The 13,931-nt window shown below is 71.9% G+C and carries 13 protein-coding genes and 1 tRNA gene; 9 read left to right on the forward strand and 5 right to left on the reverse strand.

Translation table 11 applies throughout. The features are described 5' to 3' along the window. Nucleotides 1-86: 86 nt before the first annotated feature. A complete protein-coding gene (locus tag OOK31_RS20975; RefSeq protein WP_267088809.1) occupies nucleotides 87-1,673 on the reverse strand; it encodes a PP2C family protein-serine/threonine phosphatase in 1,587 nt (528 codons plus the stop codon). A gap of 430 nt (nucleotides 1,674-2,103) precedes the next feature. Between OOK31_RS20975 and OOK31_RS20980 the strand changes: the two genes are divergently transcribed. Beyond that, nucleotides 2,104-2,847 (forward strand): bifunctional DNA primase/polymerase, encoded by a 744-nt coding sequence (locus tag OOK31_RS20980; RefSeq protein WP_267088810.1) that lies wholly within the window; start codon nucleotides 2,104-2,106, stop codon nucleotides 2,845-2,847. Between the two features lie 887 nt (nucleotides 2,848-3,734). On the opposite strand, the gene OOK31_RS20990 is transcribed toward OOK31_RS20980, so the two are convergent. From OOK31_RS20990 to OOK31_RS21000, 3 genes are all read right to left on the reverse strand, one after another. Next, nucleotides 3,735-4,709 carry a DUF5926 family protein gene (locus tag OOK31_RS20990; RefSeq protein WP_267088812.1) on the reverse strand — a complete coding sequence of 325 codons (975 nt, stop codon included), beginning with the start codon at nucleotides 4,707-4,709 and terminating at the stop codon, nucleotides 3,735-3,737. A 212-nt stretch (nucleotides 4,710-4,921) separates the two neighbouring features. Further along, complete coding sequence (locus tag OOK31_RS20995; RefSeq protein ID WP_267088813.1) at nucleotides 4,922-5,524, reverse strand: ATP-binding protein; 603 nt, start codon at nucleotides 5,522-5,524, stop codon at nucleotides 4,922-4,924. 85 nt (nucleotides 5,525-5,609) lie between these two features. Next, nucleotides 5,610-6,410: a glycerophosphodiester phosphodiesterase gene (locus OOK31_RS21000; protein WP_267088814.1), complete on the reverse strand. Its 801-nt coding sequence runs from the start codon at nucleotides 6,408-6,410 to the stop codon at nucleotides 5,610-5,612. 302 nt (nucleotides 6,411-6,712) lie between these two features. Here OOK31_RS21000 and OOK31_RS21005 point away from each other — a divergent pair, with 302 nt between their 5' ends. The 7 genes from OOK31_RS21005 (at nucleotide 6,713) to OOK31_RS21035 (ending at nucleotide 12,916) form a co-directional block, all read left to right on the forward strand. Further along, nucleotides 6,713-8,281, forward strand: coding sequence for a S1C family serine protease (locus OOK31_RS21005; RefSeq protein WP_267088815.1), 1,569 nt, complete (start codon nucleotides 6,713-6,715; stop codon nucleotides 8,279-8,281). 93 nt (nucleotides 8,282-8,374) lie between these two features. Next, nucleotides 8,375-9,280, forward strand: a complete 906-nt coding sequence (locus OOK31_RS21010; RefSeq protein WP_267088816.1) for a LysR family transcriptional regulator — start codon at nucleotides 8,375-8,377, stop codon at nucleotides 9,278-9,280. A 99-nt stretch (nucleotides 9,281-9,379) separates the two neighbouring features. Continuing rightward, nucleotides 9,380-9,937 (forward strand): cysteine dioxygenase family protein, encoded by a 558-nt coding sequence (locus OOK31_RS21015; protein ID WP_267088817.1) that lies wholly within the window; start codon nucleotides 9,380-9,382, stop codon nucleotides 9,935-9,937. Beyond that, on the forward strand, nucleotides 9,937-10,995 hold the full coding sequence (locus OOK31_RS21020) for a YeiH family protein (protein ID WP_267088818.1): 1,059 nt from the start codon (nucleotides 9,937-9,939) through the stop codon (nucleotides 10,993-10,995). Before OOK31_RS21015 ends, OOK31_RS21020 begins: the two co-directional genes overlap by 1 nt. A 186-nt stretch (nucleotides 10,996-11,181) precedes the next feature. Then, nucleotides 11,182-12,135 carry a serine protease gene (locus OOK31_RS21025; protein ID WP_267088819.1) on the forward strand — a complete coding sequence of 318 codons (954 nt, stop codon included), beginning with the start codon at nucleotides 11,182-11,184 and terminating at the stop codon, nucleotides 12,133-12,135. Between the two features lie 72 nt (nucleotides 12,136-12,207). Then, nucleotides 12,208-12,295, forward strand: a tRNA-Ser gene (locus tag OOK31_RS21030). Nucleotides 12,296-12,568: 273 nt separating this feature from the next. Continuing rightward, a complete protein-coding gene (locus tag OOK31_RS21035; RefSeq protein ID WP_267088820.1) occupies nucleotides 12,569-12,916 on the forward strand; it encodes a DUF6344 domain-containing protein in 348 nt (115 codons plus the stop codon). Here the strand turns inward: OOK31_RS21035 and OOK31_RS21040 are convergent. Further along, nucleotides 12,913-13,134 carry a hypothetical protein gene (locus tag OOK31_RS21040; RefSeq protein WP_267088821.1) on the reverse strand — a complete coding sequence of 74 codons (222 nt, stop codon included), beginning with the start codon at nucleotides 13,132-13,134 and terminating at the stop codon, nucleotides 12,913-12,915. The two genes, OOK31_RS21035 and OOK31_RS21040, sit on opposite strands and share 4 nt — an antisense overlap. A 430-nt stretch (nucleotides 13,135-13,564) precedes the next feature. On the opposite strand from OOK31_RS21040, the gene OOK31_RS21045 reads away from it, so the two are divergent. Continuing rightward, nucleotides 13,565-13,876 carry a hypothetical protein gene (locus tag OOK31_RS21045; RefSeq protein ID WP_267088822.1) on the forward strand — a complete coding sequence of 104 codons (312 nt, stop codon included), beginning with the start codon at nucleotides 13,565-13,567 and terminating at the stop codon, nucleotides 13,874-13,876. Nucleotides 13,877-13,931: the final 55 nt, after the last annotated feature.

Genomic DNA, 13,931 nt, shown 5'->3' on the forward strand with positions numbered 1-13,931 from the left:
GTATGAGGGGAAGGTGCCCGGCAGGACATGTGACAAATGACAAACCAGTCAAACCGGGCGGTGGTGGTGCGGCGGGCCGCAGCGGCTCAGTCGAAGCGCGCCGCGAGCAGGACCACGTCCTCGTCGGGGTCAGTGGAGGGGGCGTCGGGGTCCTCGTCCGGCAGTACGGTCCGCAGGATGTGGTCGCAGATGGCCGCCGGGTCCTCCCGGGCGCTACGGGGAACCCCCGCGGCCGCCGCGTGCAGCCGGGCGTAGGCCCGGTCCATGGGGTCACCGGTACGCCGCAGCAGCCCGTCGGTGTAGAGCAGCACCGTTTCTCCGGGTGCGGGCTCGATCTCCACGCTCGGCGCCTCCCAGCAGGCCAGCATCCCCAGCGGCGCGGAGAGGGTGGTCTCCACGTACTCGGTGCGCCGCTCGCCGATGAGCAGTGGCGGGGTGTGCCCGGCCCCGGCCAGGATGATCTTCCGGGCGGCGGGCTCGCAGTAGGCGAAGAGGGCGGTGGCCGAGCGCGCGGGCTCGGTCAGCCGCATCAGCAGCTCCAGGTCGGACAGGACCGCGACGGGGTCCTCCCCTTCCATGACGGCGTACGCGCGCAGCGAGGCCCGCAGCCGCCCCATCGCGGCGACGGCGCTCGGGCCGCTGCCGGTGACGGAGCCGACGGCCAGCCCCATCGCGCCCTCGGGCAGCGGCAGTGCGTCGTACCAGTCCCCGCCGCCGCGCGGGCCGGTGTGGTGCCGGGCCGCGAGCTGCACCCCGGGGATCCGGGGCAGCCGGCTCGGCAGCAGTTCCTCGGCGACGGTGGCGAGCCGGGTCCGGGAGCGGTCGACCTCGACCATCCGGGCCAGGTGCTCGGCGGCGTGCCGGACGTAGAGCCCCACCAGGTCGCGCTGGCGCTCGCTCGGCTCGGCCTGTTCGTCGTAGAGCCAGACGGCCGCGCCGAGCCGGCCGGTGGCGTCGGCGGTCAGCGGCAGGGCGTAGCTGGCGGCGTAGCCGAGGCGGGCCGCGACCTCGCGGTGGCGCGGGTCGACGGGCGCCGCGTAGCCTCCGGCGCCGGGTGCCGCGGGCGCCGTACCCGGCTCGGGGAGCACCTCGGAGCCGCCGTGGGCGTCGGGGAGTCCGTCGAGGATCCGGCCGTAGGAGGTGGCGCTGCGCGGCACCGTCTCGATGTGGCCGAGGTCGGCGCGGCCCAGTCCGAGGCCGATCGTGGTGCTGGGGCCGAGGCCGTCGGAGGGCTCCAGGACGACCAGGCCGCGGCGGGCGCCGACGAGGGCGGCTCCGGCGCGCAGGAACTCACGGAGGGAGGAGTCGAGGTCACTGGCCCGGGCGAGGCGCTCGGTCAGCTCGTGGAGGGTGGTGAGGTCGGAGACCATGCCCGCCAGCCGGTCCTGGATGACGCTGCTCGCGGCAGGCGTGACGGCCTGGGCGGGAGTGGTGCGCGCACCGGCGGAAGGGGCTGTGGAAGCAGACGTGGACGAGGGCGTGGGCGCGGTAGTTTGCGCTGACGCTGTAACTGCTGGATCGATTCCAGCCACTTTCGGCAGATGCGGGGCGCTCATGGCGTCCGCCTTTCCACCTGGTGCGATTCGCCATATAGCATCGCAAACCCCCAGATCGTGCTGCGCCGCCATCAATGGATCCACATCTACACGCACACGAGGATCGATGTCCAGCATTGCCCAGGTGGGAATCCTGGTGTCCGTGGGACGGCAACTCACTGTCCAGCCTGGGCTAAAACTTGGCCGGAAAAAGCGGGAAGCGGGCGGTTTTTGCGATCGACTGGGCGGGCGTCATGAGGGGTCCGGGTACGTAATCGGTAGCGCCCGGGGGCAGTTGAAGCCCCGGCACCTCCGGGAACCACCCGGTGCGGGCCGTCGTCCTTAGCGGCGGCAGCCGGTCCCGGCGGCCACTGCGGCATCGGCGCGGGTCGCGCGGACCGCTCGCGCCAGACCCTCGCGGGACGTTTGATGGACCTGTAAGAAAACTGCACGAACCGTGTGTACCTGCTTCCGGCGGACAGTGACGCGAAACGTGTACGTGTGGTGAAACACCGCTTACATGGTGTGATGTGGCCCTTCGGCGTTCAACGGAAAGGAACGAGCGCTCATGCGCGAGATCCTCGGAAGGCGTCTCCAGCGGCTCCGCGATCGCTTCAAATTCCCGCGCGCCGTCTCCCTCGCCGTGTCCCGTTCCGTCTCCCGGTCCGCCGCGACGGCCGCGGACGAGCCGGCTCCCTCCCTCCTCGACGGGGCGCTGACCTGCGCGACCCAGTGGCAGTGGCCCGTACTGCCGGGCGTGGGCCGGGCCGGAGCGGACAGCGCGCGCTGCGCCTGCCCCGACCCCGACTGCGTGGTGCCGGGCGCGCATCCCTTCGACCCCGGGCTGCTCGCCGCCACGACCGACCCCCGGATGGTGGCCTGGTGGTGGGCCAGGCGGCCCACGGCCCCGGTGCTGCTGGCCACCGGTGGCGGCGCGCCGTGCGCGGTGAGCCTGCCGGCCGGCGCCGCCGCGCGTGCCGTCGTACGGCTGGACGTGCAGGGCATGCGGCTCGGCCCGATCGTCGCCACCCCCACCCGCTGGTCCCTGATGGTGGCTCCGTACTCGCTGGAGCGGCTCGGTGAACTGCTCTACGCCAAGGACCAGGTGCCCTCCTCGCTGCGTTTCCACGGTGAGGGCGGCTATCTGCTGCTGCCTCCCTCGACGGCTTCCGGCGGTGGGCAGGTCCGCTGGGAGCGGGAGCCCGTGTCCGGCCCCGGCGGCCTCTGGCTGCCGGACGTCGAGGCCGTCGTGGACGCGCTGGTGGAGGCCAGCAGTGGTGCTCCCGGCGGCGGCAGCCGGCTGGCGTACTGAGCGTCCACAGGGAGAACGCGCGGAGGGCGCCGGGGGATCCCGGCCGCCGCCGCGTCACTCGTACGGGTGCCAGCGCGACGAGTTTCCAAGGGAATTGGGCGCGGGGATCTCCGCGGCCCTTTCCCGCGTCGCTATCTTCGGCGAATGAATCTCCGCCTGATCGGTATCGGCGCCGGTGTGCTGATCATCTTGTCGCTTCCCCTGGCCGGAGCGATCGCCGGGCCGGATTTCGCCGGTCAGGACGACGGAAAGGGTGGGGGGTTGCTGTCCTCGCTCGGCCTTTCGGACTCCTCCCGTACGCCGGACGGGGCGCGGCCCGCCGCCGGCCCGGCGCGGCCCGGTCCGGAGCAGGCGCCCCGTACGGATTCCCGGTGCGGCCCCGAACTGAGCTCGCCCCAGGGACTGGAGGCGCAGACCTGCGTCCTGGAGAGCGCGGGGCAGACGTGGGGCCGGAGTTACTACCGGAACACCAGCGGGCGCGCGTTGGAGGCGGTGCTGACGGTGATGGGGCCGGCCGGTCGCACCGTACAGATCAGCTGCGCCGTGGGGGCCGGGGACGAGCCGGGGCTGTGCGAGACGCCCAGGGCGGATTCCGTGGGGACCCGGGAGGACTACTCGGCCGTAGCGGAATTTGCAGTTCCGGATGATGAAGGGCGACTGCTGCTCCGGTCCGGGAGCAACTCACCGGCACCGGGTGACGGTTGAGGACCGCCGTAAATGGAAGGGCCCGGTCGCTGGCGACGGGGGATGCACCAGCGACCGGGCTACAAGAACGGTAACAAGAGATCGCCGGTACGCAAATTCGATCTCTGATATTCAGACACCGATTTGCAGGCGATTAGCGGGAGTTGTGACTCGGGTCACCGGCTCCGCGCCCCCTCGGGACGTCAGCTGAGCGTCACCTGACGGTTGGTGAGTCCGGCGCGCGCCCGGCGCTCCTCCGTGGTCAGCGGGGCGTCCGTGGCCAGGGCCGCGGCCAGCCGCTCCGCGAGCTCGGCGGCCGGCTTCTCCACGTCGTCGGCGGAGACCCCGACGGGCAGGTCCCAGACGGGGACCATCAGGCCGTGGGCGCGGAAGGAGCCGACGAGCTTCGTGCCCTCGCCGAGCGAGGAGGTGCCCGCCGCGTGCAGCCGCGCGAGGGCGTCGAGCAGCTTCTCCTCGGGCTGCGGCATGACCCAGCGCAGGTGGTTCTTGTCCGGGGTCTCGCACCAGTAGGCCGCGTCCACGCCGGCCAGCTTGACGGTCGGGATGGCGGCCGCGTTGGCCCGCTCCAGCGAGGCGGCGATCTCCGGGGAGGCGTTCTGGGCGCTTTCCGCCTCCGGAATCCAGAATTCGAAGCCGCTGTGCACAACCGGCTCGAAAACGCCGTCCAGGTCCAGGAGATCCTGAAGTCGGGGACCCTCGGCGGGCACCCGGCGGGCGGCGACCGGAGTGCCCGGCTCGGCGACGAGCGCGCGCTCCAGGGTGTCGGCCATGTCGCGGGCCAGGTCCCCGGTGGTCGATTCGTTCTGGAGGCCGAGCAGGACGGAGCCGTCCTCGCGGCGCAGGGCCGGCCAGGCCATGGGCAGTACGGTCACCAGCGTGACGGAGGGGACGCCCTCGGGCAGGCCGCCCTTGAGGGTCAGCGGGATGGTGGCCGCTGGGACGAGCTCGCGCAGGGCGACCCAGTCGCACTCGCCGGGCAGGCCCTCGAAGGGGCGCCGCACGTGCTCGGTGACGGCGTGCGCGGCGGCCGCGCCGTGGCAGGCCTTGTAGCGGCGCCCGGAACCGCAGGGGCAGGGCTCGCGCGCGCCCACCACCGGGATCTCCCCGTTGTTGAGCTGCGGCTTCGCGGTCTTCGCGGCGGGGCGCTTCTTGGCCATCGTGGGTGTCTCCCGGTTGCGGCGGTACGGCGGTGTCTCTGGGCGCGAGCCTAGCCGTTCGTACCGCCGGAACCGGTGGGGTGCGGCCGGGAGCACGGTCGGCGTGCGCTCCCGGACGGCCGCCAGTGCGGATGACCGGTACTGCTGTCGGGAACCCGGGTCAGGGGTCCAGGTCGCGGATCCGCGTCACGGATCCAGGTCACGGATCCGGTTCACGGATCCAGGTCGTCGAAGGCCGATACGAGTTCGATCGCCGGGGCAGCGACGCGCGTAGCGAAATCGTCGTGCCGGGGCCCCCGGGCGACGATCACCCATACGGTGACCTCACCCGCCGCTCCGTCCCGGACACCCCAGTCCTGGGCGAGGGCACTGATGATGTTCAGTCCCCGTCCGCCGCGCGCGGTGACCGAGGGTGTGGCCGGGACCGGGCGGGTGGGGCCGCCCCCGTCCGTGACCTCGACCGTCAGCCGCCCCGCCTTGTCGACGCGCCACGCGGCGCGTATTTCCCCGTCCCCGACTTCCCGCGAGCCCAGCGGCCGGCCGTGTCGGCAGGCATTGCTGAGCAGTTCGGAAAGGATCAGTACGGCATCGTCCACGACCGATTCGGACAGGCCGCTGATGCGCAGTTGTTCACGCATCCGATGTCTCGCCTCGCCCACGCCCGCAGGACCATGGCGTACGTCCACGCACGACGACGTGGGCACTTCTTGTGCCATCACCAACGTCACCCCCGGAACCTCCTTAGCCCCACGCCATGGTCTGGATGCCCCAATGGCCTGGACCGGAAACCGCCATGACGGGGGCCTCTGACGCATTCATGACCACTGAACGCGGAGCGGATGCGCCGGAGCACACCCTGTCACCCGTGGGGTGCGTGGGGCGGGTGGGCAAAACCGGACGTCAGCGCCCTAGCTGTGACAGAACTTGGCGCGGCCTGTTCGTGATGATCGCTTCTACACCCAGATCAGCGCATAGCTGAACATCTTCGGGTTCGTTCACGGTCCATACGTGTACGGAGTGCCCGGCCGCCTGGAGCTTGCGGATGAAGCCGGGGTGGTTGCGCACGATCCGCATGCCCGGTCCGGCGATGCGGACTCCGGCGGGGAGCCGCCCGTCGCGCATCCGGGGCGAGATGAACTGCATCAGGTACACGGTCGGGACGGTCGGCGCGGCCGCCCGGACCCGGTGCAGGGAGCGCGCCGAGAAACTCATGACGCGGACGGGGTGTGGGCCCTCGGCGGGCGGGGCGTCCAGGCCGAAGCGCTTGAGGAGGAAGAGGAGGCGTTCCTCCACCTGTCCGGCCCAGCGGGTGGGGTGCTTCGTCTCGATCGCGAGCTGTACGGGCCGGCCGGCGTCGGACACCAGTTCCAACAGCCGTTCCAGGGTGAGTACGGAGGTGCGCTCGGGGTCCGCGTCCCAGTCGGGGGACTCCTCGCGGTCCTTCCAGGAGCCGAAGTCGAGGGCGGCGAGATCGGCCAGCTCCAGTGCGGAGACGGCCCCGCGGCCGTTCGAGGTGCGGTTCACCCGGCGGTCGTGGACCAGGACCAGGTGGCCGTCGGCGGTCAGCCGGACATCGCATTCGAGCGCGTCGGCGCCGTCCTCGATGGCCTTCCGGTAGGCGGCCAGGGTGTGCTCGGGGGCATCCTCCGAGGCGCCGCGGTGGGCGACGACCTGGATGGGGCGCGGCAGTGCGTGGGTCACCCGGTCATGGTGCCACCGAGGGGCCCCCGGGCGTCGGGGCGAGTGTTGCGGATGCGCCCTATATGTCGGAGATAAAGGATAGAGGGAGACGCACAGGTCCGGCTTACAGTGCTCTGACGGGTCATGGGAAAGGCTTCGCTCTGGAACTTGTGCGGCGCGTCGAACGTTTAGTCGGGCCGGTGTCGGGTCGAGGGTGGTCCGGTACCGCCAGGTTTTCCAGCATCTGTGTAAGCCCTGTAGACCGTGTAAGCCGTGTAAGCCGTGTAAGCCGTGTAAGCCGTGTGTGACGAGGAGAGAGCGCTGTGAGCACCGAGAACGAGGGCACCGCGGCCCAGACGCCCCCGGCGGCCCCGTCCGCGCCTCCTGTGCCGGTGGCCGCATCCGCCCCCGAACCGGCGCCGGGCGCGCCGGCCCAGGCCCCCGCCGCCCCGCAGGACGCGCCGCCGCAGGCGCCCGCGGTGCCCCCGGCCCCCGCTGCCGCGCCGGGCGCGGACCAGACCCAGCAGCTCCCGCCGACCCCGGCGGGCCCCCCGGCCTACGAGCAGGCCCCCGCCCCGGCCCAGCCCTACGCCGACGCCCCGACCCAGGTCCAGACGCCCGGCCAGCCGCCCGCGCCCGGCCAGGTCCCGGCGGCGTACGGCGCCGAGGGTTGGCCCCCGCCCCCGCCCGCGGTCCCCGCGTACGGCGGCCACGGCGGCCACGGCGGTGGCTGGGGCGTGCCCCTCACCACCGACGGAACCCCGCCGCCCAAGCGGAAGGGCAAGGGCGGCATGGTCGCCGGCATCCTCGTGGCGGCCCTCCTCGCGGGCGGCGTCGGCGGCGGCGTCGGGTACTGGGCGGCCGAGCGGAGCAACAACGGCTCCGGGTCGACGACCATCAGCGCGGGCAACACCCCGAAGGACCTCAAGCGCGACGCCGGCTCCGTCGCGGGCCTCGCCGCGTCCGCGCTGCCCAGCGTCGTCACCATCGAGGCCTCGGCGGGCGACGGCGAGGGCGGCACCGGCACCGGCTTCGTCTACGACCAGGAAGGCCACATCCTCACCAACAACCACGTGGTGGCCTCCGCGGCGAACGGCGGAAAGCTCTCCGCGACCTTCTCCGACGGCAAGAAGTACGACGCCGAGGTGGTGGGCCGGGCCCAGGGCTACGACGTGGCCGTGCTCAAGCTGAAGAACCCGCCCTCGGGCCTGAAGCCGCTGGCGCTCGGGGACTCTGACAAGGTCGCCGTCGGCGACCCGACCATCGCGATCGGTGCCCCGTTCGGGCTGTCCAACACGGTCACGACCGGCATCGTCAGCGCCAAGAACCGCCCGGTGGCCTCCGGTGACGGCTCCGGCGGCAAGAACTCGTACATGAGCGCCCTCCAGACGGACGCCTCGATCAACCCGGGCAACTCCGGCGGTCCGCTCCTCGACGGGCGCGGCGCGGTCATCGGCATCAACTCGGCCATCCAGTCCGCCGGCAACGGCGGCTTCGGCGGCGGCCAGGCCGGTTCGATCGGCCTCGGCTTCGCCATCCCGATCAACCAGGCCAAGAACGTCGCCCAGTCCCTGATCAAGACGGGCAAGCCGGTCTACCCGGTGATCTCGGTCTCCGTCGACCTCCAGGCGAAGGTCAACGGCGCCAAGATCTCCGAGCAGGGCGCGACTGCGAACGAGCTGGTCGACCCCAACGGCCCGGCCGGCAAGGCGGGCCTCAAGCCCGGCGACGTCATCACCGAGTTCGGCGGCCGGTCGGTCGACAGCGGGCCGACCCTGATCAGCCTGATCTGGACGTACAGGCCGGGCGACACGGTGAAGATGACCTACCTGCGCGAGGGCAAGCCGAACACGGTCGACATCACGCTCGGCTCGCGCGTCGGCGACAAGTAGCGGACGCGCCGCACTCGACGGTGGCTTGATGGGGAGGGGCCGTGGGCGGGATTCCGCCTACGGCCCCTCCCAATATCTGCTTATGCTTCGGGGGTGTTCGATTCACGGCACATACGGACATTCCACGAAGTGGTCGCCGCTGGGTCCTACTCGGCGGCCGCTCGTGTCCTGGGGTACACCCAGCCCGCCATCACCCAGCAGATGAAGGCACTCGAACGTGCCGTCGGCACCCCGCTGTTCACCCGCGTGGGCCGCAGGATGAGGCTGACGGAGGCAGGGGAGTCCCTGGCCCGGCACGCCGAGTCCATCCTCGGCAGCCTCTCGGCCGCCGAGGCCCAGCTCAAGGCGTACACCCGGCTGCGTACCGGGCGGGTACGGGTCTGCGGATTCCCCAGCGCCAATGTCACGCTCGTCCCGGAAGCCCTCAGCGGGCTCGCCAAGGAACATCCCGGCATCCAGGTCGAGCTGTTGGAGGGCGAGCCCCCCGAGTCCCTGCGCCGGCTCCAGCGGGGCGAGTGCGACATCACCCTGGCCTTCACCTACCCGGGCCTGCACGAGGAGATCCCCGAGGACGTCACCGAGGTCAGGCTGCTGGAGGACCAGCTGACGGTGCTGCTGCCCACCGGCCATCCGCTGGCCCGGCGCCGGGCCGTGCACCTGGCGGACCTCGCGGAGGAGCAGTGGATCGCGGGGTGTCCGCGCTGCCGGGCCAACCTGCTGCACGAGTGCGCGGAGCTGGGCTTCGTGCCCGACATCCGCTTCGCCACCGACGACAACCTGGTGGTTCAGAGCCTGGTCGCGCAGGGGCTGGGCGTGGCGATGATGCCCGCGCTCGTCCTGCCCTCGCTCTCCCTCAGCAGGGTCTGCGGCCGGGTTCTCCAGCCCGCCGCCCGCCGCCACATCGCCGCGTACGTCTACCGCGACCACCTGCGGATCCCGGCGACGGCCGTGGTGCTGGAGGAGCTGAAACGGGTCGCGACGAACCGGATCGGCTGCTGAGGCCGCCACTCCAGCAGCTCTCGATCCATAAGCTGTGCTTGGGATTTCAGGGCAGAACTGTCGTTGGACGTGATGGGTGGGCGGGCGGACGCTGCTCCCATGACCACCACCACGCCGGCCCGTACGACCGCGAGGATGGCCGCCCTCGTCAGCGAGATCCGCAGCGTCGTGGACCGGGGCCTCGCCCCCGACCTCACCGCCTACCTGGTCGGCGAGCGCGTCGCCCCGCACCTGGGGACGCCCGATCTGCTCACGCCCGAACAGCGTGAGGGACACGCCGACCGGTACCGGCAGCACATCCTGCACACCGAGCCGGACGGCAGCTTCTCGGTGGTGGCCCTGGTGTGGCTGCCGGGGCAGGAGACCTCCATCCACGACCACGTGTCCTGGTGCGTCGCCGGGGTCCACGAGGGCACGGAGAGCGAGATCCGCTACCGGCTGGCCCCCGCCACGGTGCCCGGCGCAGCGGCCCGGCTCATGCCGACCGAGCAGGTGGTCAACGCCCAGGGCGACGTCTGCGGCTTCGCCCCGCCCGGGGACATCCACAAGGTCCGCAACTCCTGTCGTACGACGGCGACCTCCCTGCACGTCTACGGAGCCGACGTGGCGCGGCTGGGCAGCAGCGTCCGCCGCGTCTACCCCGAACCGACCGGCTGATGGCCCTCCTGAACCGTGCCGTCCACCGGCCGGTAGGGGTGGGCCGGGGCGATGTTTCACGTGAAACGTCCACCTCCTGGCCCGGGTTGCTCCTCGCTGCCACCGGCGCGCTGGTGGCGTGGTGCGTGCACCTGCTGGTCCCCACCGTTCCGATGCTGACCGCCTCGGTGGTCCTCGGGATCGCCGTGGCGCACCTTCCCGGCCTACGGGGCTTCGTACGCGGACCGGCCCGCCCGGGTCTGTCGCTGGCGGGCCGTCGGCTCATGCGGATCGGCATCGTGCTGCTGGGCCTGGGGCTCGGACTGGACCAGGTGGTCCGGCTGGGCTGGGCCACGGTGGCGATGGTGAGCGCGGTGGTGGCCGCCACCTTCTTCGGCACGATCTGGCTCGGCCGCCGCCTCGGGCTCCCCGGTGATCAGCCCCTGCTGATCGCCACCGGGTACTCGATCTGCGGGGCCTCGGCCATCGGCGCGGTCAGCGAGGTGTCGGGCAGTGACGAGGAGGATGTGGCCGCCTCGGTGGCGCTCGTGACCCTCTGCGGAACCCTCGCCATAGCGGTACTCCCGCTCCTCCAGGGCCCGTTGGGGCTCTCCGACCCGTCCTTCGGGCGCTGGGTGGGAGCGAGCGTCCACGATGTCGGCCAGGTGGTCGCGACCGCGCAGACCGCGGGGCCGGGCGCGCTGGGTGAGGCCGTCCTGGTCAAGCTGATGCGGGTGGCGCTGCTGGCCCCGCTGGTGGCGGCGGTGGCCTTCTCGATGCGTGCCCGGAGGCGCGGGGTGCGCACCTCCTCCGGGAAGCGTCCGGCCCCCGTGCCGCTGTTCGTCGCCGGATTCCTGCTGGCGGCCGGGCTGCGGGCCACGGGCGTCCTCCCGACGGCAGCCCTGGAGTGGGCGCACACCGCACAGGAGGCCTTGCTGGCGGCGGCCCTGTTCGGGCTGGGGAGCGCGGTGCACCTGCCGACGCTCGCCCGGACCGGAGGGCGGGCCGCGCTGCTGGGGCTGGGGGCGTGGGTGATGGTGGCCGGGGTCTCGTACGCCGGGGTCCTGCTCACCGTATGACGGTTCGACACAGGGGGAGTTGGCCATTTCCTGGCCGGAACCGACCGAACGTCCGGACTGCCTCCTGACATCTCCGGGCCCTCGTGCGACTCTGCCCCGCACGGCGAACAGCCGATCCGCACCGACAGTTCTTCACCCCCACCCTGCCCGGGTCCACCGGTCCGGGCACGGCAGAAGGAGTCCTGCGTGAATCGTCATCGCACGGCGCCGTCCGTCCTCCTCGCCGCGGGAGCCCTGATCGCGGGGGCCCTGACGGCGGCCTCCCCGTCGGCGGCCGCGGAGTCACCCGCCGACTCACCCGCCTCGTTCCGGCAGCAGCAGACCCCGGGCTTCTGGACGGCGGAGCGGATGCGGGCGGCCACCCCGCTCGATGTCACGGCGTCCCCCGGGCGCACCGGCGCGGTCCGTCCGGCCCCGGCCGCCGCCCCCACCCGGGTGGCCCCCACCTCCCCCACGGCCTTCCCCCAGGCCGGCGGTGCCTGGACGGGCGGCGGGGCGGTCGTGAAGACCTCGGGCCGGGTCTTCTTCACCATGGGTGACCGGACGGCCTCCTGCTCCGGCGACTCGGTCACCAGTGCCAACGGCAGCACCGTCATCACCGCCGGCCACTGCGTGAAGTACCAGGGCGCCTGGCACACCAACTGGGTCTTCGTCCCGGCCTACGACAACGGCAACGCCCCCTACGGCCAGTGGCAGGCGACCAAGACCTTCGCCACCGACCAGTGGGCGGCGAGCGAGGACATGAACATGGACGTCGGCCTGGCCGTCGTCGCCCCGCAGAACGGCCAGAAGCTCAGTCAGGTCGTCGGCGCCCAGGGCATCCTCTTCAACGGCGGGTACAGCAAGAAGATGTACTCCTTCGGCTTCCCCGCGGCAGCGCCCTACGACGGCACCAAGCTCGTCTACTGCAGCGGCAACAGCGGCAAGGACTTCCTGCTGACCAAGGACCACAGCCTGGCCTGCAACATGACGGGCGGCTCCAGCGGCGGCCCCTGGTTCCAGGACTTCAACGAGACGACGGGCCTGGGCACCCAGGTCTCGGTGAACAGCTTCGGCTACAACTTCCTGCCGAACCGGATGTTCGGCCCGTACTTCGGCAACGAGGCGAAGGCCGCCTACGACAAGGCCCAGACCTCCTGACCCACCCCCTCCCCGGACCGCCCGCAACACCCACCCCACCCACCCCCACATCCCGGTACTCTGTACCGGCCAGGTGGGTTGCCCGAGCGGCCTAAGGGAACGGTCTTGAAAACCGTCGTGGCGCGAGTCACCGTGGGTTCAAATCCCACACCCACCGCCAGGTCAGCGAACGTGCTGTTCAGAAGGGGCGCCCCGGATCCGGGGCGCCCCTTCGTCGTTCCTGCTGTATCCGCAGGTCAGGCGCCCTGTGCTGGTTGATGGCTGCCGTGGGCTTGTCAGATGAGCCGCATCGGTTCTGGGCCGTCCGAGTGGTGTTTGTCGGAAGATCGGCGCGCGTCGTGGGGGCGGTGCGGTTGCGGCCACATCATGACGAATGTATGCAGATCCGCCCGTCGGAACATCCGTCGGAACATCGCGAAATGAGGCGCTCGTCATGACCCACCGCAGCGGCATCACGTCGATCTGGGCCACTGTCCTCGCCGCCCTCGTGGCGCTCCTGGCCGCTCTCGGCCTCGGTGGGAAGGCGGCTCCGGCCGCCGCGGCCGCGCCGGTCGCCGGGCCGGCGGTCCCCGCGGTGCGCCGGCCGGTCGCCGTGGCCCGGCGGACGTGGCGGGCGATGATGCGGGGCGGTTCGCTGCCTCCGACGATCAAGCAGCGCATCCGGGCCGAGGCGCACGGCAAGTCCCCCTCGGTGCGACGCTCGACCACCGCGGCGGCCCTGGCCTCCGACGCCGTCCGCACCGCCGTGACCAACCAGGGACGGCTCGCGCTCGCCGCCTAGCGGGTCGTGGCGTGCTGGTCCCGGTGCGTCTGCGTGTGTGCGGGCGAGTACGGGTGCGGGGCCTGGAACAGGTGCAGGTGCAGGTGCAGGTGCAGGTGTAGGGCCCGGTGCAGGTCCGGGCGTACGGAAGAGGCGTACGGAAGAGGCGTACGGAAGAGGCGTACGGAAGAGGCGTACGGCAGACGTACGAGAGCAGGCGCTGGAGCCCGGTCGGTCACGGCCGTGGATCGCGCCGCGCAGTGCCCCCGGGAGTGGGGCACAGGGGGATCGCCCCGGCGGACGCCGGGGGCGCACGGGGGGCGTGAAGCTTGGCAGGGCAGGGTCGCAGGCCCGGGAGACGGTGGGGTTCCCGGACGGCGCGGCCCACTTCGGCATGTCCGGGGCCGGCGGGTTTGGCGGAACGGTTCGCCTCTTGCGCGGCAAGGGGTCCACCGGTGCGAGGCCGCTGACCTGGGGCGTCGGTAGCGCGAATGGGGTTTATCCGGTGTTGGTCATGCTTGCGGGGGAATAGGAGGCTGCGGGGTGGTTCGCCGGGGATTCGGTGGGCAACTCTGGTCTCGCGACGTCGTCACCAACACGGAACGACCGAGGCGGTCGGCCAACTGCCTTGGGGAACACCCGACTTCGGTTTCCTGGAGGATTCAGAAAATGGCAAGCATCCGCACCGCCCGCGTCATCGCCGCCGTCGCCGCCCTCCCCCTCGCCGTCGCGCTCTTCGGCGGGGTGGCCTCGGCCGACAACGGCTCCTTCGCGAACGACGGATCGAATGCGAGCGTCGCCAGCATCATCGGCAGTGGTGTGGGCGGCAGCAACCACGGCAACTCCTCCACCTCGCAGCAGGTGGCCACCGGCTCCGGTGCGTCCAACCAGAACAACACCGCGCAGGTCAACGGCTCGGCCTTCACGGCGATCCACCAGGCCAACTCCAACGTCGCGGTGAACTTCCACCCCTGGTGGTAGCCGCTTCCTGAGTCGCACCGACCACTGAGGGCGCCCGTACGACCGGACCGGCTGG

The sequence above is a fragment of the Streptomyces sp. NBC_00249 genome, from assembly GCF_026342355.1.
Classification (GTDB): domain Bacteria; phylum Actinomycetota; class Actinomycetes; order Streptomycetales; family Streptomycetaceae; genus Streptomyces.

Coding starts and splice junctions, on each gene's coding strand:
- OOK31_RS20975 (WP_267088809.1), bottom strand. CDS start 1,673: ATGCTGGACATCGATCCTCGTGTGCGTGTAGATGTGGATCCATTGATG.
- OOK31_RS20980 (WP_267088810.1), top strand. CDS start 2,104: ATGCGCGAGATCCTCGGAAGGCGTCTCCAGCGGCTCCGCGATCGCTTC.
- OOK31_RS20990 (WP_267088812.1), bottom strand. CDS start 4,709: ATGGCCAAGAAGCGCCCCGCCGCGAAGACCGCGAAGCCGCAGCTCAAC.
- OOK31_RS20995 (WP_267088813.1), bottom strand. CDS start 5,524: ATGCGTCAGAGGCCCCCGTCATGGCGGTTTCCGGTCCAGGCCATTGGG.
- OOK31_RS21015 (WP_267088817.1), top strand. CDS start 9,380: ATGACCACCACCACGCCGGCCCGTACGACCGCGAGGATGGCCGCCCTC.
- OOK31_RS21020 (WP_267088818.1), top strand. CDS start 9,937: ATGGCCCTCCTGAACCGTGCCGTCCACCGGCCGGTAGGGGTGGGCCGG.
- OOK31_RS21035 (WP_267088820.1), top strand. CDS start 12,569: ATGACCCACCGCAGCGGCATCACGTCGATCTGGGCCACTGTCCTCGCC.
- OOK31_RS21045 (WP_267088822.1), top strand. CDS start 13,565: ATGGCAAGCATCCGCACCGCCCGCGTCATCGCCGCCGTCGCCGCCCTC.